Annotated in this window: 18 protein-coding genes; 12 read left to right on the top strand and 6 right to left on the bottom strand. The window is 68.9% G+C overall.

Features of this window, described 5'->3' with window-relative positions; genetic code table 11:
• The coding region (locus AZG88_RS14215; RefSeq protein WP_061698059.1) for an NAD(P)-binding domain-containing protein at nucleotides 1–772 on the top strand (772 nt) is incomplete at its 5' end.
• On the opposite strand, the gene AZG88_RS14220 is transcribed toward AZG88_RS14215, so the two are convergent.
• Nucleotides 765–1,865, bottom strand: a complete 1,101-nt coding sequence (locus AZG88_RS14220) for a lipase family protein (RefSeq protein WP_061698060.1) — start codon at nucleotides 1,863–1,865, stop codon at nucleotides 765–767. The genes AZG88_RS14215 and AZG88_RS14220 overlap by 8 nt on opposite strands.
• A gap of 114 nt (nucleotides 1,866–1,979) precedes the next feature.
• Here AZG88_RS14220 and AZG88_RS14225 point away from each other — a divergent pair, with 114 nt between their 5' ends.
• The gene (locus tag AZG88_RS14225; protein ID WP_061698061.1) at nucleotides 1,980–3,470 is read left to right on the top strand and encodes a phospholipase D-like domain-containing protein; all 1,491 of its coding nucleotides are present in this window, start codon (nucleotides 1,980–1,982) and stop codon (nucleotides 3,468–3,470) included.
• Here the strand turns inward: AZG88_RS14225 and AZG88_RS14230 are convergent.
• A complete protein-coding gene (locus AZG88_RS14230) occupies nucleotides 3,443–4,117 on the bottom strand; it encodes a hemerythrin domain-containing protein (protein WP_061698062.1) in 675 nt (224 codons plus the stop codon). The genes AZG88_RS14225 and AZG88_RS14230 overlap by 28 nt on opposite strands.
• A gap of 65 nt (nucleotides 4,118–4,182) precedes the next feature.
• Between AZG88_RS14230 and AZG88_RS14235 the strand changes: the two genes are divergently transcribed.
• Entirely contained in the window at nucleotides 4,183–7,467 is a 3,285-nt protein-coding gene (locus AZG88_RS14235) for a BTAD domain-containing putative transcriptional regulator (protein WP_061698063.1), read from the top strand.
• A 58-nt stretch (nucleotides 7,468–7,525) separates the two neighbouring features.
• The gene (locus tag AZG88_RS14240; protein ID WP_061698064.1) at nucleotides 7,526–9,631 is read left to right on the top strand and encodes an MMPL family transporter; all 2,106 of its coding nucleotides are present in this window, start codon (nucleotides 7,526–7,528) and stop codon (nucleotides 9,629–9,631) included.
• Here the strand turns inward: AZG88_RS14240 and AZG88_RS14245 are convergent.
• Nucleotides 9,591–9,962, bottom strand: a complete 372-nt coding sequence (locus AZG88_RS14245; protein ID WP_005244028.1) for a hypothetical protein — start codon at nucleotides 9,960–9,962, stop codon at nucleotides 9,591–9,593. The two genes, AZG88_RS14240 and AZG88_RS14245, sit on opposite strands and share 41 nt — an antisense overlap.
• Nucleotides 9,963–9,966: 4 nt before the next feature.
• On the bottom strand, nucleotides 9,967–10,095 hold the full coding sequence (locus AZG88_RS54990; protein ID WP_009478066.1) for a hypothetical protein: 129 nt from the start codon (nucleotides 10,093–10,095) through the stop codon (nucleotides 9,967–9,969).
• Between the two features lie 151 nt (nucleotides 10,096–10,246).
• Between AZG88_RS54990 and AZG88_RS14250 the strand changes: the two genes are divergently transcribed.
• The gene (locus tag AZG88_RS14250) at nucleotides 10,247–10,690 is read left to right on the top strand and encodes a cupin domain-containing protein (protein WP_025431922.1); all 444 of its coding nucleotides are present in this window, start codon (nucleotides 10,247–10,249) and stop codon (nucleotides 10,688–10,690) included.
• Here the strand turns inward: AZG88_RS14250 and AZG88_RS14255 are convergent.
• Entirely contained in the window at nucleotides 10,687–11,535 is an 849-nt protein-coding gene (locus tag AZG88_RS14255) for an aldo/keto reductase (RefSeq protein ID WP_025431921.1), read from the bottom strand. The genes AZG88_RS14250 and AZG88_RS14255 overlap by 4 nt on opposite strands.
• A gap of 138 nt (nucleotides 11,536–11,673) precedes the next feature.
• Between AZG88_RS14255 and AZG88_RS14260 the strand changes: the two genes are divergently transcribed.
• Complete coding sequence (locus tag AZG88_RS14260; RefSeq protein ID WP_061698065.1) at nucleotides 11,674–12,267, top strand: class I SAM-dependent methyltransferase; 594 nt, start codon at nucleotides 11,674–11,676, stop codon at nucleotides 12,265–12,267.
• 15 nt (nucleotides 12,268–12,282) lie between these two features.
• Nucleotides 12,283–13,923 carry an ABC-F family ATP-binding cassette domain-containing protein gene (locus AZG88_RS14265; protein ID WP_061698066.1) on the top strand — a complete coding sequence of 547 codons (1,641 nt, stop codon included), beginning with the start codon at nucleotides 12,283–12,285 and terminating at the stop codon, nucleotides 13,921–13,923.
• On the opposite strand, the gene fdxA is transcribed toward AZG88_RS14265, so the two are convergent.
• Nucleotides 13,924–14,250 (bottom strand): ferredoxin, encoded by a 327-nt coding sequence (gene fdxA, locus AZG88_RS14270; protein ID WP_005244047.1) that lies wholly within the window; start codon nucleotides 14,248–14,250, stop codon nucleotides 13,924–13,926.
• A 144-nt stretch (nucleotides 14,251–14,394) separates the two neighbouring features.
• On the opposite strand from fdxA, the gene AZG88_RS14275 reads away from it, so the two are divergent.
• The 5 genes from AZG88_RS14275 (at nucleotide 14,395) to AZG88_RS14295 (ending at nucleotide 20,620) form a co-directional block, all read left to right on the top strand.
• The gene (locus AZG88_RS14275; protein WP_061041565.1) at nucleotides 14,395–14,700 is read left to right on the top strand and encodes a helix-turn-helix transcriptional regulator; all 306 of its coding nucleotides are present in this window, start codon (nucleotides 14,395–14,397) and stop codon (nucleotides 14,698–14,700) included.
• Complete coding sequence (locus tag AZG88_RS14280; RefSeq protein WP_005244052.1) at nucleotides 14,693–15,232, top strand: hypothetical protein; 540 nt, start codon at nucleotides 14,693–14,695, stop codon at nucleotides 15,230–15,232. Before AZG88_RS14275 ends, AZG88_RS14280 begins: the two co-directional genes overlap by 8 nt.
• A 31-nt stretch (nucleotides 15,233–15,263) precedes the next feature.
• On the top strand, nucleotides 15,264–16,160 hold the full coding sequence (locus AZG88_RS14285; RefSeq protein ID WP_005244054.1) for an ABC transporter ATP-binding protein: 897 nt from the start codon (nucleotides 15,264–15,266) through the stop codon (nucleotides 16,158–16,160).
• Entirely contained in the window at nucleotides 16,157–17,350 is a 1,194-nt protein-coding gene (locus AZG88_RS14290) for an ABC transporter permease (RefSeq protein ID WP_061698067.1), read from the top strand. The genes AZG88_RS14285 and AZG88_RS14290 overlap by 4 nt, the downstream gene beginning before the upstream one ends.
• A 90-nt stretch (nucleotides 17,351–17,440) precedes the next feature.
• Nucleotides 17,441–20,620, top strand: coding sequence for a multicopper oxidase family protein (locus AZG88_RS14295; protein WP_061698068.1), 3,180 nt, complete (start codon nucleotides 17,441–17,443; stop codon nucleotides 20,618–20,620).
• Nucleotides 20,621–20,623 lie beyond the last annotated feature (3 nt).

The raw sequence follows: 20,623 nt of genomic DNA on the forward strand, positions 1-20,623 counted from the left end.
GCGGGTGGTGTGTGCCCGCGGCGAGCGTCTGCGGATCGAGACCGACCGCGGCGTCGTGTCGGCCCGCGGTCTGATCAACGCGACGGGAACGTGGGAACGCCCGTTCATTCCCCGCTACCCCGGCGCCGAGTCGTTCACCGGTCGCCAGGTGCACACCAAGGACTACTCCTCGGCGCAGGACTTCGCGGGACAGCACGTGCTCGTCGTGGGCGGCGGCATCTCGGCGGTGCAGTTGCTGGACGAGATCTCCCGCGTCACGACCACCACGTGGGTGACGCGCCGCCCACCGGAGTTCCGGGACGAGCCGTTCACGCCCGAGATCGGCCGCGCCGCCGTCGCTCTCGTCGAGGACCGGGTCCGTCGCGGGCTGCCGCCGGGTTCGGTGGTGTCGGTGACGGGACTGCCCGTGACGCCTGCGATCCGCGTCGCCCGCGAACGCGGGGTGCTGGCGCGGCAGCCGATGTTCAGCGAGATCACCGCGGACGGCGTCCGGTGGTCCGACGGCCGCGAGCTGAAGGTCGATGTGATCCTGTGGTGCACCGGTTTTCGCAGCTCCCTCGATCATCTCGCACCCCTGCGGCTGCGCGGGCCGGGCGGTGGGATCACGATGACGGGGCGCCTGGCCACCCAGGTGGCGTCGGATCCGCGGATTCATCTCGTGGGCTACGGCCCGTCGTCGTCGACGATCGGGGCGAACCGGGCCGGGCAGGCCGCGGCCCGCGAACTCACCCGGCACCTCGGCGTGCCGGCCGGATCCGAACGCCCTACCTGATCAGCGAGGCGATGAACGCTGCCTGGTCGGGACCGGCCTGGTACATGCTGCCGAAGTGACCACCCGAATACACTCGGTAGTCGAGATCCGTTCCCGCACTATGCATCTCGGCGACCAGCTTCTCCGTCAGCGGGATCGGCACCGACGCGTCGGTGACCCCCTGCACGAGCAGCAGCGGACGGTCGTAACCCGCGACCGGGACTTCGAGGTATTCGCGCAACGCGTCCTGCAGCGCCGGGACGTCGAGTGCCCGGGACAGCATCTGCGCCACCGACACGTTGCGGGTCATGGCCGCGAACTGCCGGAACGGCACTTCGGGAGCGGCGTCCACGAACTGCTTCCCGACCGGGGTCAGGTAGCTGTCGATGTCCAGTTCGGGATATGCGTCACGGACCCCGGCGATCAGGTACGAGATGTACACGGTGAGACCGGCGAGGCCCTGCGGCGGAAACGAGGGACCACTCCAGTTCGCCACCATCTCGATGTTCGACGGCACCCCGTTCGCGACCGCCCCGCGGTAGTCCAGTTCCGGCGCGTACGTCGTGGCGGTGTGTGCGGCGAACACCGCGGCCTGCCCGCCCTGGGACAGTCCGACTGCCATCCATGTGGCGGAGAGATCGGCGTCGATCGCCCTGGCGGCGCGCACGGAGTCCACGACGCTGCGCCCGGCGACCTTCCCGTCGAGGTAGGGCGGCACCCCGGGGGTGCCCAGGCCCACGTAGTCGGTGGCGGCCACGGCGTAACCGAGTTGCAGCCAGCTGCTCACGTAGTCGGAGGATTCCCTGTCGACCCCGGTCACGGACGGTGCGTCGGAGTCGGAGTCCCCGACCGTTCCGTGCGCCCACGCGATGACGGGCCAGCCCCCGGCGGGCGGTGAACCGGGCGGCACGAACACCATCCCGGTGCACGGGGTGATGCCGTGCCGGTCGGTGGTCAGATACGTCATCCGGTAGGCGCTGCCGGTGCCGCGGAGCCAGAGCTCGGCCGGCAACTCGGACGAGTCGACGACCGCGCCGGGGGTCGATCCGGCCCGCAACGGATCCGCACCGACAGTTGGTGCCCACAGCACGCTGACCAGTGCGAGCAACGCCACGATGCGCCACCACCTCCGCACTACTCAACGGTAGCTGGGCGGGGGTGGCGCAGTACTGTGAATCGTCCACCCACAGGGGACGGGCGGACGAACGAGACGGGGAGCAGAAAAGACATGAGCGACGACGGCCCGATCCTGGCTCCCGGTGACACGTGCTGGCAGGTTGCCCACGCCGACCGTCTCGCGTGCATCGTCGATGCGGCGGACTACTTCCGCCATGCCAAGTCCGCGATGCTGCAGGCCCGCAGGCGCATCATCCTCATCGGCTGGGACTTCGACACGAGGATCAAGTTCGAGCCGGACGAGAAGACGCTCAACGGCCCCAACCAGCTCGGCCGGTTCCTGGCCTGGCTGACGCGGGAACGCCCGGATCTCGACATCTACCTGCTCAAATGGAACATCGGGGCCTTCACCGCGATCGGGCGTGGCATGACGCCGATCTTCGTGGTCAACTGGGTGACCGACCGCCGCCTGCACTTCGAACTCGACGCCGCCCACCCGGTCGGCTCGGCGCACCACCAGAAGATCGTCGTCATCGACGACGCGCTCGCGTTCTGCGGCGGCATCGACATGACCGTGGACCGATGGGACACCCCGGAGCATCGTGACCGCAACCATTACCGGACGCAGCCGAACGGCAAGCGGTACGGGCCGTGGCACGACGCGACGACCGCCGTCGACGGGGACGCGGCGAAGGCCATCGGCGAGCTCGCCCGCACCCGGTGGAAGGCGGCGACGGGGCAGGATCTGGCGCCGGTCGACGAGATCGCGGGGAGGACGCCGTGGCCGGAGGGGCTGAAGCCGACGATGCGCTCCGTCGACGTGGGCATCGCGCGCACGCTGCCGGAGCTCGCCGATCGGGGCGAGGTCCGGGAGATCGAGGCCCTGTATCTGGCTGCGATCGCGGGCGCCGAGCGGTCGCTGTACATCGAGAGTCAGTACCTGGCCTCCCGGACCCTCGCCGAGGCGATCGCCGCGCGACTACAGGAACCGGACGGACCGGAGATCGTGCTGGTGCTGCCGCGCAATGCCGACGGCTGGCTCGAGCAGAAGGCCATGGACGGCGCCCGCCGACGGTTGCTGCACCTGCTCTGGCAGGCCGATACCGGGAACCGGCTGGGCGTCTACTACCCCGTCACGGCGGGCGGTGAGCCGATCTACGTCCACGCCAAGGTGCTGGTGATGGACGACCGCCTTCTGCGGGTGGGTTCGTCGAACCTCAACAACCGGTCGATGGGGTTCGACACCGAGTGTGATCTGGCGGTCGAGGTCACCGCGGACACGGCGAACGGTGAGGAGCTGCGGCAGACCATTCTCGGTATTCGCCGTCAGCTCGTCTGCGAGCACCTCGGTGTCCCGGCCGGGCTGTTCGAGGACACGCTGGCCGAGACGTCGTTCCTGGGCACCGTGGAGGCACTGCGCGGCGGCGGCCGGACCCTCGAGAAGTTCGAGCCGGAGACGGTCGAGGACGAGGACAGTCCGCTGGCCGAGAACGAACTGATGGATCCCGAGCGCACACCGCCCAGCCTCTGGGAGCGCACCAACCGGGGCCGGCTGCGGCGCAGGGTGATCCGGCGTCAGAAGGCGGCCGGCTCGGTGCCGTAGATTCGCCGGTAGTCCTTGCGGAATGCCCGACGCCCCAGGATCGACCACGCCATCCTGGCCGCGAAGGGCATCTCCGACAGGAATATTCGACGCTCGTCGGGGGTCGCCCCATGAAGGATGAAGCCGAGGAACACCAGCAGCCGGTCCTTGGGGATCGATGCGCGGCCGCGATCGCCCATCTCCTGCCATTCGGCGAGCGTCATGAACTGCTCCGCCATCGGGAGGATCCGCTGCTCCTCCTCGCCGAGGTGCTCGTCGAGCGCGGCGGACAGCGCGGTCAGCGTCTTCGCCAGCGGCTCGCCGTCCACCGCTTCCGCTGTGAACGCGGCGCCCTGCGACTGCGCCCGCGACAGCAGTTCGGAGATGCGTTCGTGCTGTTCCTCCATTCGCAGCACCAGCGCCGCGTCGGTGGGCGCGCGGTCGAGCAGCTTCGGCCACAGCAGGTCGTCCTCGCTCGTGTGATGGTGGTGCAGGGCGGTGGCGAGTTCCTCGAAATACGTCACCACCTCCCCCGCCCGGGCGGTGTCGCCGGCGGGAACACCCCGGACGAGTGCGGGCAGTGCGGCGAACTGGCGACGGAAGCAGTTGTGGACCACCACCATCTCGCGGGTGTCGGGGCGGGCGGTGTGAGCAGTTGACGTAGTCATGCGATCAGGGTCGGTTCGGCGCCTTGGAGAGCACTTGGAGGCCACTAGTGCCTACCCTTGGCACAATGCTGCGTATTCGAGTTCTCGGGACGCTCGAGGCGGAGGACGAATCGGGGACGGTGGACCTCGGCGGCCCCCGCCAGCGCGCCGTGCTCGCGTTGCTGCTCGTCGCACGCGGCGAGGTGGTGCCGGTGGATCGGCTGATCGACGATCTCTGGCACGGCGCTCCCCCACCGCGGGCTGTCGGCGCACTTCAGGCATACATTTCGAATCTGCGCCGGGCGCTGGAGCCGCACCGCGCACCCCGGGCGGACTCCACCGTCCTGGTGAGCCGGGCCCCGGGGTATGCGCTCACCCTGCCCCCGTCCGGTGTCGACGCGTGGGAGTTCGAGAACCTGGTCCGGTCTACCGCCGACACCGGGCGAGCCGATCTCGAGCGCGCACTGAGCCTGTGGCGGGGGCCTGCGTTCGCCGAGGTGGCCGGTGAGCACTGGGCTCTCGCCGAGATCGCCCGGCTCGAGGAACTGCGGGTGGTCGCGCGCGAACGTCTGGTGGCGGCCGCCCTCGCGAGCGGCGACGCAGCCGGCGCCGTGCTCGACGCGCAGACCCTCACCCGGGAACACCCGCTCCGGGAGGAGGGATGGCGGTTGCTCGCTCTGGCCTTGCACCGCAGCGGGAGACAGGCGGACGCCCTGGCCGCGTTGCGCGAGGCCCGCGGCCGGCTGGCGAACGAACTCGGACTCGACCCCGGTCCCGCCCTGACGGAACTCGAACGCCAGATCCTCACCGGCACCGTCCCGGCCGCGCCCGCACCCGCCCTCGCCGCCGGGCCCGTCGACACCACCCCGGCCCCCTGGTTCCTCGGCCGCAGCGAGGAATTGGCGACCCTGACCGACCTGATGGCCGACCCCGGCACCCCTGTGGTCCTCCTGGGCGGCGACGCCGGATCCGGGAAGTCGTCCCTGCTGCGCCGGTTCCGCCGAACGCTGGACGCCGCAGGGTGGCAGGTGGCGGTGGGACGCTGCCCCGAAGTGGACGGCGCCCCGCCCGCGTGGGCGTGGGTAGAGATCCTGCGCGCACTGCGCGAGAAGGTCGACCCCGGCACCGAGACGGACGCGCTGGCACCCCTGCTCTCCGACGACCGTTCGCACGCGGCGCGGCCGGACGCTCCGAGCGGACGGTTCCTGCTGCACCGTGCCGTCGCCGACTACATCGGTACCGTCCGCGAGCACGGCCCGCTCGCCGTCGTCCTCGACGACGTCCACCGCGCCGACGAGGACACCCTGGCGATCCTCGTGCGGCTCGCGCAGCAGCGGTCGCCGATCCTGCTGATCCTCGCGTTCCGCCCGGACGAGGTGGACCCGAACCTGGAGAACTGCTTCGCCGATCTCGCGTCGCTCCAGCCGACACGCGTCCGACTGGGCGGACTCGGACCCGAGGATTCGGCCGAGCTGATCCGGCACGTGGCGGGTCGCGACCCCGATCCCGACACCCTCCGCGCACTCGCCGACCGCACCGGCGGAAACCCGTTCTACCTGCAGGAGAGCGCCCGGCTCCTGGCCAGTGAGGGCGAACTGGTGGCCACGTCGGAGGTACCCGAGGGGGTGCGGGACGTCCTGCGCCGGCGGATCGCCCGTCTCCCCGAACTCACCGTGTCCGTCCTGCGGCTGGCCGCGGTCGTGGGCCGCGAATCCGACATCGACGTCCTCACCCGTGCCGCCGAAATCGACGACGACGCCGTGTTCGACGCACTCGAATCGGGCGTGATCGCCGGACTTCTCGGCGAGCCGCGCGCCGGGACCGTCCGGTTCACGCACGCCCTCGTCCGCGACACGCTCTACTCCGACCTCACCCGGCTGCGCAGGAGCCGCTGGCACGCGCGGGTCGGGACGGCACTCGAGGAGCTGCGGCCGCACGACGTCGCGGCTCTCGCCCACCATTTCACGGAGGCGCTGTCGGCGGCCACCGCGCGGCAGGCCCTCGACCATAATGTCGCGGCCGCGGCGCAGGCCGCCGATCGCTACGCCCACGACGCGGAGATCGGCTTCCTCGACAACGCCCTTCGAGCCGCCGACCGGTTGCCGCCGGACGCAGCGGCGTCCGTGGACGAGCGCGTCGAACTCCTCACCGAACTGAGCCGCACGCAACTCGCCGCCGGCAGCGGACTGGCGGGATCCCGTTCGCGGAAGCGGGCTCTCGCGCTCGCCCGGGACGCGGGCCGCACCGACCTGGCGATCCGGGTGCTCGCGTTCGTCGACACCCCGACGCCGTGGATCAATCGGCGATACGGCGAGGTGGACACGGCCGTCGTCGATCAGATCGAGGCGTTGCTTCGGCACGAGCAACTGGAACCGGCGGTGCGGTGCCGGCTGCTGGTGACACTCGTCCACGAGATCGGGGCGGAGGATCACGAGCGCACCGGTTCCGCGGTCCGGGAGGCCGAAGTTCTCGCCCGCGACCTGGACGATCCGGTGCTGCTCGGGCTGGTGCTCTGCGCCGTCCACGCCGGCACCGGGTCCCCGACCAGCACGCTCGGCGACCACGTCATCGGCGACGAGCTGCTCCGGATCGGCGACCGGACGCAACTTCCCGTGTTCACCATGCTGGGCCACCACCTGCTGGCCGAGATCGCCTCCGGCAACGGTGACATCCCGGCGATCGAACACCATATGGGCATCCAGTCGGAGCTGGCGGACCGGTATCAGTTCCAGCAGGCGCAGGCGACCCGGGAGATGAGCCGCGCGATGGTCGCTCACCTCACCGGCGATCTGGCCACGGCGGAACGACACTACGGGCGCGGCCACGAGTTGATGACCCGGGCGGGTCTCGACGCCGACAGCGTCTTTGCCCTCGCGCAGTTCACGCTCCGGCTCACCGAGGGACGCGCCGGAGAACTGGAGGCGGTGATCGAGACCGTCGACAGTGCCGCGATGGACGTGATCGCCGATCTGCACGCCCTCGCGCTACTCGGCAACGGCAAACCGGACCGGGCGCGTGAGGTCCGGCGTCACCTGCGCCCGGTCCGCCGCGACTTCTTCCACTCCCTGATGATGTCGCTGCGGGGCATCGTCGTCGCGCAGCTGGGTGAACGGGAGGAGGCGGCCGCGGTGCACGCGGAGCTGAGCCCGTACAGCGGCCAGATCGGCGGCGGCGACACGGCGGCGTTCGCGGTCGGCCCCGTCGACACGATCCTCGGCGACCTCGAGGTGCTCCTCGACCGGCCCGAGGACGCCCGCACCCACTACGCGGCGGCGCTCGAACTGGCCGAACGTTGCGGCTGCCCGGCCTGGGTGGAGGCCGCGCGCACCCGGGTGACCACCCACCCAAGCGAGTTCCAAGTGGGCCACTAGCCGCCGGGCGCACAGTCGGAGGCGACAGAACCAACCGGCTTTCCTGGAGGCTCCCCCCATGAGTTCCCTGCTCGCGCGCCTCGGCTCGGCCGCCGCTGCCCACCCCTGGCGGGTGATCGCCACGTGGCTGACGCTGCTCGTCCTGGTGTTCGCCGCCGCGTCCGCGTTCGGCGGTACCAACCACGACGACTACAACGTGCCCGGTCTGCCGTCGCAACAGGGGACGAATCTGCTGAGTGAACGATTCCCGGAGATGTCGGGAGCGGACGCCCGGGTGGTCGTGCACTCCGGCAGCGGCCCGCTCGACCCCGCGGTCCTCACCGATCTCGGCACCAGACTGGCCGACGTGAACGGTGTGAGCTCCGTGTCGCCGCCCCGCCTGTCCCAGGACTCCGACACGGCCGTGATCAGCCTCAACTACCGCATCCCGGTCACCGACTTCCACGGCAGCGAGGGAGTCGACGCCCTCGACGCCGCGGTGGCCGACACTCAGGAGCAGGGGCTGCAGGTGGAACTGGGCGGGCAGGTGCCGGAGAACATCTCCAAGCCGTCGGGCACCGCCGAGGCGGTGGGCATGATCCTGGCGCTGATCATCCTGGTGTTCGCGTTCGGTTCCGTGGTGGCCGCCGGACTGCCCCTGGCCGTCGCGCTCGTCGGTGTCGGCATCGGGTCGGGGCTCATCACGATCATGGCCGGGTTCACCAGCATCAGCACCATCGCCCCGACCATCGCCACGATGGTCGGCATCGGCGTCGGGATCGACTACGCGCTGCTGCTCGTCACCCGGTACACGGAGGGACTGCGGGCCGGCATGTCGGTGCGGGACGCCGTCGCGGCCGCCAACTCCACGGCCGGGACGTCGGTGATCTTCGCCGGCACCACCGTCCTCGTCTCCCTGTTCGGGCTGCGACTGTCCGGGCTGCCGATGTACGCGTCGTTCGGCTACGCCACGTTCGCGATGGTAGGCATCGTGATGCTCACCTCGGTCACGCTGGTGCCCGCACTGTGCGGGCTGGCGGGCACGCGGGTACTGGGCAAGAGGTCCCGTGCCCGGGCCGAACGTCGCACGACGTCGCCGCTGACGGAACGGTGGGCGATCCGGGTGAGCCGCCGCCCGTGGCTGTGGGCCCTGACGGCGCTCGGGGTGCTGCTCCTCCTGGCCGCTCCGGTTCTGGGCATGCGGACGTGGCCGCAGGACGCGGGCAGCGCGCCGGCCGCCAACACGATCCGTCAGGCGTACGACCTGATCGACTCCGAGTTCGGGCCCGGCGCCAACGGACCCCTGATGGTGGCAGTCGACCTGAACAAGGTTCCGGCAGCCGAGCTTCCGGCCCTCGCGCGTGAACTGGCAGCCGAACCCGGGGTGGCCTCGGTGACGCCCGTCCTGCTGAACTCCGACTCGACGGCCGCGCTGATCTCGGTGCAGCCGACCACCGGCCCCAGCGATCCCCGCAGCACCGAACTGCTGGAGCGGATCCGGTCCGACGCCGCCGACGGCGTCCACGTCACCGGGCTCACCGCGACGTTCGCCGACATCTCCGCTCGCCTCGCCGAACGGCTGTGGCTCGTGATCGCGTTCGTCGTCGCACTGTCGGTCGTGCTGCTCACCTTCGTGTTCCGTGCGCCGGTGGTCGCGGTGAAGGCGGCCGTGATGAACCTGCTGTCGGTGGCCGCCGCCTACGGCGTGATGGTGATGGTGTTCCAATGGGGTTGGGGCGCGCAGCTACTCGGACTTCCGCATGCGCTTCCCGTGTCGAGTTGGGTGCCGATCCTGATGTTCACCATCCTGTTCGGCCTGTCGATGGACTACGAGGTGTTCCTGCTCTCCCGGATACGTGAGCGCTGGCTCGACACCGGCGACTCGCACCGGAGCGTCGTCGAGGGACTGGCGTCGACGGGCCGGGTGATCACGAGCGCCGCGGCGATCATGGTGGCGGTGTTCGCCGGGTTCGCGCTCGACGGGGACGTGACCGTGAAGATGATGGGCGTCGGACTCGCGACCGCGGTCCTCATCGACGCTACGATCGTGCGGATGGTGCTGGTGCCTGCCACGATGTACCTGCTGGGCAACGCCAATTGGTGGCGGCCGGGCGGACGCCGGGACGCAAAACCGGACTCGGACGCTACCTCCGCAGGCGTTCCACTTCCGCTTCGAGCGCGATGACCCGCCGGTACAGGGCCTGGATGCTCGCCATGCACACCCCGTTCGCGTCGACCATCGCTATGCGGCGGTCGTTGGAACCGAGACCGAATGCGGTGGCGAAATCCTGTGCCATCGGTCCCAGGTGTCGTACCGAATCGTGATCGAAACCGTAGGTCCAGACGCTGAGCGGCATGTCGACGAGACGTTCGAGCACCTCACCGGCACTGGCAGGCGGCGTCTGGACGGCAACACCGCGTTTGCGGGTGAGAACCGAGTGAAACCACGCCAGCGGGTGGCGGGTACGGGCCGCTGTTCGCGCCCGGACCCGCCCCCGACGGGTGTCGACCCACATGGAGTCAGTCGGGGAGTTCGCCGACATCGTGCTTGATCGTCGCGTCACTGAGAAGGAGTCCGACCCCGAGGGCCATGACGCCGATTCCGAGTCCGATTGCGGCTCCGCCGAGTCCGAGCATGATTCCGAGCATGTTGTCTCCTGTTCGTCGCTGGTGTGCGGGATTTCGTGCCCCCGCTTTCTGAACACCTACGACTCTCGCGGCTCCGGCCCTCCGAGATAAGACACCCCAGGGGTGGTGCAGCGCACCCCCGGACGCGGCGCCGGGCGGCAGAATGGCGGCCATGACGGAATTACCGGAATGGGCCCGAACCCTCGACCTCGCCCCGCACCCCGAAGGCGGCTGGTACCGCGAGACGTGGCGCAGCGACGTCACGATCCCGGAGGGGAGCCTGCCCGGCGACTACCCCGGACCGCGGGCGGCCGGTACCGCAATCCTGTTCCTCCTGATGCCCGGACAGCAGTCGGAATGGCACAGCGTGCGCAGCGCCGAGATCTGGCTGTACCACCGGGGCAGCCCCCTGCGGCTCGAACTCGGCGGGGACGGAAGCGAACCCGCGGCGCCGGACGCGCAAATCCTCGGCGCAGACGTCGCGGCGGGCCAGCAACCACAGCTGCTGGTCCCGCCGCGACATTGGCAGCGAGCGAAGCCCGAGGGCGACGAACCGACTCTCGTCAGTTGCGTCGTCACCCCGGGCTTCGACTTCGCGGACTTCCGGCTGGTCTAGGAGCCCAGCGTTGCCGGGTCGGGGCCGATGCGCCCGTCGGCCCGGGTCAGCGAACCGACCGTGTTGATCTCGTCGGGGGTCAGCTCGAAGTCGAAGACGTCGAAGTTGGCGGCGATGCGCTCCGGCGTCACCGACTTGGGGATGACCACGTTGCCGATCTGCAGGTGCCACCGGATGATCACCTGCGCGGTCGTCTTACCGTGCGCTGCAGCGATCTTCGCGATGGACTCGTCCTCGAGGACGGTGCCCTGCCCGAGCGGGCTCCACGCCTCGGTCGCGATGCCCTTGCCGGTGTGGAAGGCGCGCAGGTCGGCCTGGTTGAACCGCGGGTGCAGCTCGACCTGGTTGATCGCGGGCACATCGCCCGTCTCGGCGATCAGACGGTCGAGGGTCTCCGGGGTGAAGTTGGAGACACCGATCGACCGCGCACGCCCGTCGGCCTTGATCTTCTGGAAGGCCTTGAACGTGTCCACGTAGCGGTCCGCGGACGGCACGGGCCAGTGGATGAGGTAGAGGTCGACGTAGTCGAGCCCGAGGCGGTTCAGGCTGTCGTCGAACGCGCGGAGCGTGGAGTCGTAGCCCTGGTCGTCGTTCCACAGCTTGGTGGTGACGAACAACTCGTCACGGGCAAGTCCGGAGTCCGCGAGCGCGCGGCCCACTCCGGTTTCGTTCTCGTAGATCTTGGCGGTGTCGATGCTGCGGTACCCGGCCTTCAGCGCCTCGGTGACCGCGGCGTGGCTCTCGTCGTCCGGCACCTGCCACACGCCGAAGCCGAGGGCAGGAATGCTGTTCCCGTCGTTGAGCGTGACCGTAGGTACAGGACTCTGTGCATTGTTGAAACCCATGGGACTGTCCAACCGGGCTCCCGGACCAGATGTTCCCGCCGTCTCAGAATGTGGACTTTCGCGTGTTGTTTCGGTGCGACCGGGTAATCCGACGGCATCGGCGTTCAGGTGGTGACGCGCCCGGTGGAAGGGGCGGACATGGGCCTCGGATACACATTGGCCTATCGGTTCAAGATCACGCCCTGGGTGAAAGCGGGCCGCGTCTTCGGAAGCCAGATCGAGACGTTGCTCGATCCCTTCGACGCACCACCGGGAGAGGTCCTCGACATCGGATGCGGCACCGGTGACCACGCCATCGAGATGGCCCGGCGGGGGTGGCAGGTGACGGGGATCGACACCGTCCAGCTGGCCCTCGACAAGGCGCGGTCCAAGGCGCGGAAGGCGGGCGTCGACGTGCGTTTCATGCACGCGGACGCCACCGACCTCGAGCACGCCGTCGGCCGCGGGTACCACTTGATCATGGATGTGGGGTGCTACCACGGGCTCAGCGACCACGACCGGGTCGCGTATGCCGAGAACGTCACGACCGTGAGCGAACCGCACGCCACCCTGCTGATGTTCGCTTTCGGGCCGGGACATCGCGGCCCGCTGCCGCGTGGGGTCTCCCGCTCCGACGTGGAGCGGACGTTCGAGAAGTGGAAACTCGTGTCGGATGTCGACGCGGACACGACCGGTATGCCGGGACCGCTCAAGAAGGCCGACCCCCGCTGGTTCCGCCTCGTCAAACGCTGAGTGGATAATCGCCGGGTGACTGCAACACTGCGCATCAGCGGATTGTCGGCTTCGCGCGGTGAGCGCACCCTCTTCGCCGGCCTCGACCTGACCGTCGCCCCGGGCGACGTGACCGGACTCGTGGGGGCGAACGGTGCCGGCAAGTCGACGCTGCTGACCGCCCTCGCGGGGATCGGCTCGGCGGACGTCGAGGGCAGTATCGTGCTGAGCCCGCCCGACGCTGCCGTCGGCTACCTCGCCCAGGAACCCGACCGGATCGCCGGCGAGACGGTGCTCGACTTCCTCGGCCGCAGGACCGGCGTCACCGAGGCCGAGCACACCATGAACGCGGCCGCCGAAACGCTCGGCGAGTCGGAGGAGGATCTCTACTCCCCCGCCCTCGAGCGGTGGCTGGCACTGGGCGGCGCCGACCTCGCCGAGCGCGCGGAGAAGGTCGTGAGCGAACTCGGGCTGGGAGTGCCGCTCGACGCGCACATGACGTCGCTGTCCGGTGGGCAGGCGGCGCGCGCCGGATTGGCGTCGCTGCTGCTGTCCCGGTACGACGTGCTGCTGCTCGACGAGCCGACCAACGACCTCGACCTCGTGGGGCTCGAGCAGCTCGAGCGTTTCGTCGCCGAGAGCCGGGCGGCCGTGGTAGTGGTGAGTCACGATCGAGAATTCTTGGCGCGCACCGTGACCGGCATCGTGGAACTCGACCTCGTGCAGCAGCAGATCGCGGTCTACGACGGCAGCTACGACTCGTATCTCGCCGAACGGGAGATCGCGCGCAGGCATGCCCGGGAGGCGTACGAGGAGTACGCCGGGACCCGTTCGGACCTCGAGGACCGCGCACAGATGCAGCGGAACTGGATGGAGCACGGTGTCCGGAACGCGCGTCGCAAGGCGAAGGACAACGACAAGATCGGCAAGGGTCTGCGCACCGAGTCCACCGAGAAGCAGGCGGCGAAGGCCCGGCAGACGCAACGCCGGATCGAGCGGCTCGAGGTGGTCGAGGAACCGCGGAAGGAGTGGGAACTGCGGATGGAGATCGCCACCGCCCCCCGCAGCGGATCGGTCGTGGCGACGGCGAACGGCGCCACCGTCGCGTGGGGCGGGGACCGCGAGTTCACGTTCGGTCCGGTCACCACTCAGGTGGACTGGGGCGACCGGATCCTCATCACCGGCGCCAACGGTTCCGGCAAGACGACCCTGCTGAAGGTGCTGCTCGGCACGATCGCGCTGGACGCGGGCACCGCGTCACTCGGGTCGGGTGTGGCGATCGGCGAGATCGATCAGGCCCGCGGCCTGTTCGAGGGCGGCGAGAAGGTGGCCGATGCGTTCGCGGCGCAGATCCCGGACTGGCCGGACGCCGACGTGCGGACACTGCTCGCGAAGTTCGGGCTCAAGGGACACCACGTGCTGCGGCCGGCGGCGTCGCTGTCACCCGGCGAACGCACCCGCGCCGCCCTCGCCCTGCTGCAGGCGCGGGGCGTCAACCTGCTGGTGCTCGACGAACCCACCAACCACCTCGACCTCCCCGCGATCGAACAGCTCGAGCAGGCCATGGAGAATTTCGACGGCACGCTGCTGCTGGTCACCCACGACCGGCGGATGCTGGATTCGACACGCAGCACCCGCCGGTGGCGGATGGACGGCGGCCGGCTGTCCGAGGAGTAGTCAGTCGCCTTCGGCCATCGGCGGCAATGCCTTGACGAACGGCGGGTCGTAGTCGACCTTGCCCAGCTTCGCCGCGCCGCCGGGGGAACCGAGGTCGTCGAAGAAGTCGGCGTTCGCCTTGGTGTACTCCACCCACTGGTCCGGGACGTCGTCCTCGTAGAAGATCGCCTCGACGGGGCAGACCGGCTCACAGGCGCCGCAATCGACGCATTCGTCGGGGTGGATGTAGAGCATCCGGCCGCCTTCGTAAATGCAGTCGACTGGACATTCTTCGATGCATGCCTTGTCCAGAACATCGACACAGGGCTCAGCGATGGTGTAGGTCACGTCAGTAATCCTGTCCTTTCCTGCCGTCCCGCGCGAATCGCCTCCACTCTGCCACGCAATTCCCCAGGGTCAACCTGTCATTTTGGCGCCCGTCGCCGTTGTGCACCATTGACAAACTGTTGGGTTTTCACAACACTTTGTTGCATGAGTCCAGTACGGCGTGGGGACGCCCTCCCCATCTACAACCGCATCGGCGTTCTTCGCGCCGAACGCGGGATGAGCCGGGCTCAGCTGGCGGGACTCATCGACGTCAATCCCCAGACCGTCGGCGCGCTCGAGCGGGGCGACCACTACCCCAGCCTCGACCTGGCGTTCCGTATCTCGTGGGTGTTCGAACTGCCGGTGGAAGCCATTTTCTCCCGCACCGAGTTCGGACCCCTGTCCACCGAGCTGTATCGCACCGACCGACCGCCGTCCACGACAGGAAGCGGGGAGAGTTCCCATGTCTGAGACCAATCTGATCGAGCGGTACCAGGGGTTCCGGACGCGCAGATTCCTCCAGAACGAACGCCGTTACCGGACGTGGCTACCGGCGTGGCGGACGCGCAGCCGCAGACGAATCCTGGTGGTCGCCCTCGCGGTCACGTTCGTGTTCATGACCGCCGTCGGCATCGTCTGTCATTTCGACATGGTCGTCGGGCCGCTGCTGTGGCTGCCCGCGTGCCTGTTGTTCTTCCCCCTGTGGACGATGCTCCAGATCGTGTCCGGGCGGCAGGGGGACGCTCCGCGCGACGCTCTCGACGAGTGGGAGATCCAGCAGCGCAATAGTGCCCGGTCGATCGGACTCACGGTCACCCAGCTACTGACGCTCGTTCCCGCGCTGTACCTGATCTTCGTCGGCGCGCTGGACGGCGATCACGGCAACGTGCCGTACGCCGCCGGACTGCTCGTCGTCACCGCGCTGATGGTCGGGGGTTGCACGCCCGCCATGATCCTCGGCTGGACGCAACCCGATCCCGACCCCGACGACCTCGCTTCGTAGGAACACCCGCACTCCAGAACGGGAAGGACCCATGTCTCACACCCTCACGATCGACGGCATCTCCAAACGGTACGGCGAGGTCGTCGCACTCGACGACCTGTCCTTCGAGGTCCACCCCGGTGAGATCTTCGGTTTCGTCGGCAGCAACGGCGCCGGCAAGACCACCACCATGCGCATCGCCCTGGGCGTCCTGTCCGCCGATTCCGGCGAGGTCCGTCTCGGCGGCAAGCCGGTGGACCTGGATGTGCGGCGCACCATCGGGTACATGCCGGAGGAACGCGGGCTGTACCCGAAGATGAAGGTGGGCAAGCAACTCGAATACCTCGCCGAACTGCACGGCATTTCCCGCTCGGCGGCACGGGAGGCGGTCGCCCGCTGGACCGAACGACTCGGCATCGCGGACCGTGTCGGCGACACCGTCGACGCACTCTCGCTGGGCAATCAGCAACGCGTCCAGCTGGCCGCTGCGCTCGTCCACGATCCGGCGGTGCTGGTTCTCGACGAACCCTTCTCCGGGCTCGACCCCGTCGCGGTCGACGTCATGAGCGACGTGCTGGTGGAGAAGGCGAACACCGGAGTGCCGGTGATCTTCTCGAGCCATCAGCTCGAACTCGTCCAGCGCCTGTGCCACCGCGTCGGCATCATCAGCCACGGCCGGATGCGTGCAATCGGCACCGTCGACGAACTGCGCGGCGGCGGCAAAGCCCAACTCGAAGTCCACGCGCCGGAAGCGCCGGTCGGCTGGGCACACCATCTCGAAGGCGTCACCACGATCAGTCACCTCGACGGCCGGACCCTGCTGTCGCTCGACACCGACGTGGACGACCAGCTGATCCTGCACACCGCCCTGAAGACCGGGCCGGTGCACGAATTCTCGCTGCACCGGCCCACCCTGACCGATCTGTTCCGAGAGGTGGTCACGGCATGAGTGCCCCACTGAGCCCCGCCCGCGCGATCGGCCTCGTGGCCCGCCGCGAATTCCTGACACAGGTGGCGAAGAAGAGCTTCGTCATCAGCAACGTGATCATCCTGCTGGCCATCGTGGGCGGCATCGTCGCGTACTCGCTGTTCTCGGGCGGCGACGACGAACACGCCACCATCGGACTCGTCGGCGACCAGTCGCTCGCGCCGGCTCTCGTCGCCACCGGTGACGCGGTCGGGACGCCGGTCGACGTCGTCCCGGCCACGGACGAGCAGGCCGCGCGCGACGAGGTGGGGAACGGTGACCTCGACGTCGCCCTGATTCCCGGCACCGGCGGATCCGTCACGGCCGTCACCGAATCCGAGATCGGCTCCGGGCTTCGCACTGTGATCGACGCGGCCGTGGTGCAGCAGGCGCATGCCGGCGCGCTCGCCGCACAGGGCGTGGACCCCGCGCAACTTGCCGAGGCGACCGGCCGGGCGGTCGTCACCGTCGACGCACTCGATCCGCCCGACCCCGAGAAGGGTCAGCGCGTGGCCCTCTCCATCGCCGTGGTCGTCCTGCTGTACATGCAGATCATGATGTTCGGCATGTACGTGGCGATGGGTGTGGTCGAGGAGAAGTCGAGCCGCGTCGTGGAACTGCTCCTGTCGACCCTTCGTCCGCTGCAGCTGCTCTGGGGCAAGGTGATCGGCATCGGCGCGGTCGGTCTCGTCCAGTTGACCGCCTACGGTGTGGTGGGTGTCGCCGCCGGACTCGCGACGGGCGTGCTCACCGTGACGGGGACGGCGATCGGGGTGCTGGCCGGAACGCTCGGCTGGTTCGTGCTCGGATTCGCGTTCTTCGCGGTCCTCTACGCCGCGGCCGGGTCGATGGTGTCGCGGCAGGAGGACGTCAACGCCACCGCGTCACCGCTGATGGTGCTGATCGTCATCATGTTCTTCAGCGCCTTCTCCTCGGTGAGCAACCCGGACGGCACCCTCAGCAACGTCCTCAGCTGGATTCCGCCGTTCTCGGCGATCCTGATGCCGCTGCGCATCGCCGCCGGCGTGGCGTCCCCGGTCCAGGTGGTCGTCACGGTCGCTCTGATGCTCGCGGTGACCGCCGCACTCAGCGTGCTGGCCGCGAAGATCTACCAGCGCTCGATCCTGCGGATCGGCAAGGTCGTGTCGTGGAAGGAGGCGCTCGGCAGGTAGCGAATTCCCAGCGCACGGCCAAGTTCCCTGTGTAGTCTTCGAATCGTCGATCGATGCTGCTCAGCTGCCGTCGTGGAACGGGGAACACCCATGGTCGTCCGTCGCGGGAAGCCGATCGCCGCCCTCGCCGTCGCAGTGGTCGCGTCCATGACGTTGATGCTGACGGCATGCACGTCCGACGAGCCGACCACTGCGGGCGGTGGCAACGCCGGCCCCGACGGCACCCCGGTCGCCTACGAGGAGCCGGTCACGCTGTCGAGCGAGAACGGGGTGCTCGAGGTTCGACTGTCGGCCCATCAGGGCACGGTCGACCTCGACACCGTCTCGGAACCGGTGTCGGGCTTCCTGGTCTTCGGTTACGAGGTTCTGCAGGGCACGAGTTCGGACGGCTCGCCCACGGGCGACGACGTCTACCCGGCACCGACGTTGCGCGTCGATCCGGGTGAGCGCCTGATCATCCACTACGACAACGATCTCCGGAACCTGACGGTCGAGGACTTCTACGACCCCGCGTTCACGCCGGCGGGCGGGGAGGTCCCGATCTATCCCCCGGCCCTCGAATCGGCGCCGCTGAACCTGCACACCCACGGTTTGCATGTGAGCCCGGACGGCAACGCCGACAACGTGCTGCTCGACATTCCCGCCGGGATGGGCAACGTCTACGACTACGCGGTGCCGAAGGACATGCCGAACGGCCTGTACTGGTACCACAGCCACCGTCACACGTTGACCGCGCAGCAGACGTATGCGGGGCTCGCGGGACTGCTGGAGATCGGCAGGCCCGACGGCAACCTTCCCCTCGTGACGCAGAACGACGTACCCATCCGCGACATGGCGCTGCAGTACAACTTCGTCTTCGACCGTAAAGGCAACGGCCACCAGCTGAACGACCCGAACTGGCCACAGTTCGTGAGTACGCTGACGCCGCCGGAGGGGACGCAGCTCGCCGACGGAACGTACGAGCCGAGCCTGGCGCCCGTGAACTTCTCGGAGACCACGGAGGGCGCCCAGTACGTCACCAACTGGTATTCCGGGCCGCTGTCGCCGGCGAACCATCGCGGGCAGAACCAGTTCGTGCCGGGCAATCTCCAGAGTTTCAGCAATGATTCGACGAATATTCCCGCCGACCCGTCGCTGCCGGACAACGAACGCGACGTGCAGTACACGGTCAACGGGCAGTTCCAGCCGGAGCTGAAACTGAAGCCGGGCCAAACGGAGATCTGGTCGCTGGCGAACATCAGCGATTTCGCCTACATGCCACTCGGACTCACCGAGACCGCGACGGGCAACCACCCGAAGTTCTCCGTCGTCGGCCAGGACGGAAACCCCCTCACCCAGGTGCAGCTGCCCGTCGGCGGTGACGGCACCCGGCTCGTCATCCCGCCGGGGTCGCGGTACGCGATCGCCGTGACGATGCCGGACACCGGCGATCTGCTGCTCGACATGCCACCGCTCGAAGAGGCGAAACCCGTCACCAACCCCGGCGTGCTCTACACCAACGACGGCACCGACAACCCACCGGCCGAGCTGGGCACGGTGACCGTCGACCCGTCGGTCATCAGCTACGCCGACGGCTTCTTCACCTTCCCCACCCAGACCCTCCTGCACGTCACACCCGACAGCGGCGAAGGGAAGACCACGCCGTTCGAGCCCGGCCAGAACCTCGACGCGTACACGTCTTTCGTGGACACGTCGGTGATGACCCCCGACGTGAAGCGCACCCTCACGGTCTCGGGCGGGTTCGGCAACGAGAAGGCCAGCAACAGCGACCCGAAGGCCTTCACGTACGAGTTCGCCGACAACACGTTCCCGAACATCCCGCTGATCCAGCCGCGCCTCAATTCGGTCGAGGAATGGTTGATCACGAACCTCAACAACGACGAGCATCCGATGCACATCCACGTCAACGACTTCCAGGTGATGGAGATCGTCGACCCGATCGCGGGCACCCGGACCGGGGTGCAACCGTGGGGTGAGGACAACGTGAACGTGCCGGCGCCCGTCACCGACGCGAACGAGAACCCGCTCGTGCCCGCATCGGTGACGCTGCGCACGAAGTTCACGGAATACACGGGCACTTTCGTGATCCACTGCCATCGCCTCAACCACGAGGACAACGGACTGATGGCCACCGTCAACGTCATCCCCGAGGTGTCGACGTACGCGGTGGCGGTGCCGGGTTCGGCGGGCACCCCCGCCACCGTGCAGGTCCACGACGGCAACGGCGACAAGGTGATCGCTGCGGTCACACCGTTCCCGTCGTTCGAGGGCACCCCGACGGTGGCGATGGCCGACGTCAACGGCGACATGATCCTCGACCTCGTCGCCGGGACCGGTGCGGGCGTGGCGCCGGAGGTCGTCGCGTACGACGGCAACGATGTCGGCTCCGGCCCGTTCACCGCCGAGCTGACCCGGTTCGCCCCGTTCGACGACGGCTTCCGCGGAGGCGTCACCGTCGCGGGTGCGGACATCGACGGAAACGCGCTGGCCGACAACATCATCGCCGGCACGGGTCCCGGCACCGAATCGCAGGTGAAGGTGTTCTCGTCCACCCTGCCCACGGAGACGGGCGCGGCACCCGAGGTCTTCTCGAGCTTCACCCCCTATCCCGGGTCGCAGTCCGGGGTGACCGTCGCGACGGGCCTGGTCGACGCCGCATCGGGCCGGGCAAGCATCGTCACCGCCCCGGGTCCGGGAGAAGCGCCTCGCGTGAAGACGTTCCGCTACGACCTGTTCGAGCCGACCGCCGCCGCGACTGCCGACGGCACCGCGGACGAGCACGCCGGCCACACCGACGGACCGCGGATGACGTCGGAGTTCCTCGCTTTCGACGAGAGCTACCTCGGCGGTGTGTCACTCTCGACGGGGTGGGTGGCCGGTGCCGAAGGCGGAGCGAAAAGCATCGTCACCGGCATGCTGGGCGGCGACGGCACTGTTCGTGTGTGGTCGAGTGGGTCACGCCTCGACGGTGAACCGGCCATGTATCTCGAGAGCCCGAACCACCACTCCGGCGACGTCGTGTTCACTCAGATCGCGTCGTTCGCACCGTTCGCCGGCGGCGCGCCGGGGACGGGTGTGCAGGTGGCCACCACCAGCACCACCAGCGGCGCCGACCTGCTCGTCAGCGGCTCCGGGCCGGGCGGCACGGAGGTGCGCAAGTTCGGACTGGGCCGCGCCGAACCCCAATCCACCACGCTGGTGCCGCTGCCGTTGGGCGCCCTCCCCGCGCTCCCCGCGGGGCAAGGGTCCGTGCCTCTCGGTGGGCGGTAGATG

The organism is Rhodococcus sp. LB1 (genome assembly GCF_001583455.1).
Classification (GTDB): domain Bacteria; phylum Actinomycetota; class Actinomycetes; order Mycobacteriales; family Mycobacteriaceae; genus Rhodococcus_F; species Rhodococcus_F opacus.

Bases quoted from the DNA above. Each gene is read 5' to 3' on its own strand.
- AZG88_RS14290 (WP_061698067.1), top strand. From the start codon at position 16,157: ATGAGTGCCCCACTGAGCCCCGCCCGCGCGATCGGCCTCGTGGCCCGC.
- AZG88_RS14295 (WP_061698068.1), top strand. From the start codon at position 17,441: ATGGTCGTCCGTCGCGGGAAGCCGATCGCCGCCCTCGCCGTCGCAGTG.
- AZG88_RS54990 (WP_009478066.1), bottom strand. From the start codon at position 10,095: ATGCTCGGAATCATGCTCGGACTCGGCGGAGCCGCAATCGGACTCGGA.
- AZG88_RS14250 (WP_025431922.1), top strand. From the start codon at position 10,247: ATGACGGAATTACCGGAATGGGCCCGAACCCTCGACCTCGCCCCGCAC.
- AZG88_RS14280 (WP_005244052.1), top strand. From the start codon at position 14,693: ATGTCTGAGACCAATCTGATCGAGCGGTACCAGGGGTTCCGGACGCGC.
- AZG88_RS14275 (WP_061041565.1), top strand. From the start codon at position 14,395: ATGAGTCCAGTACGGCGTGGGGACGCCCTCCCCATCTACAACCGCATC.
- AZG88_RS14240 (WP_061698064.1), top strand. From the start codon at position 7,526: ATGAGTTCCCTGCTCGCGCGCCTCGGCTCGGCCGCCGCTGCCCACCCC.
- AZG88_RS14260 (WP_061698065.1), top strand. From the start codon at position 11,674: ATGGGCCTCGGATACACATTGGCCTATCGGTTCAAGATCACGCCCTGG.
- AZG88_RS14225 (WP_061698061.1), top strand. From the start codon at position 1,980: ATGAGCGACGACGGCCCGATCCTGGCTCCCGGTGACACGTGCTGGCAG.
- AZG88_RS14235 (WP_061698063.1), top strand. From the start codon at position 4,183: ATGCTGCGTATTCGAGTTCTCGGGACGCTCGAGGCGGAGGACGAATCG.
- AZG88_RS14245 (WP_005244028.1), bottom strand. From the start codon at position 9,962: ATGTGGGTCGACACCCGTCGGGGGCGGGTCCGGGCGCGAACAGCGGCC.
- AZG88_RS14230 (WP_061698062.1), bottom strand. From the start codon at position 4,117: ATGACTACGTCAACTGCTCACACCGCCCGCCCCGACACCCGCGAGATG.
- AZG88_RS14285 (WP_005244054.1), top strand. From the start codon at position 15,264: ATGTCTCACACCCTCACGATCGACGGCATCTCCAAACGGTACGGCGAG.
- AZG88_RS14255 (WP_025431921.1), bottom strand. From the start codon at position 11,535: ATGGGTTTCAACAATGCACAGAGTCCTGTACCTACGGTCACGCTCAAC.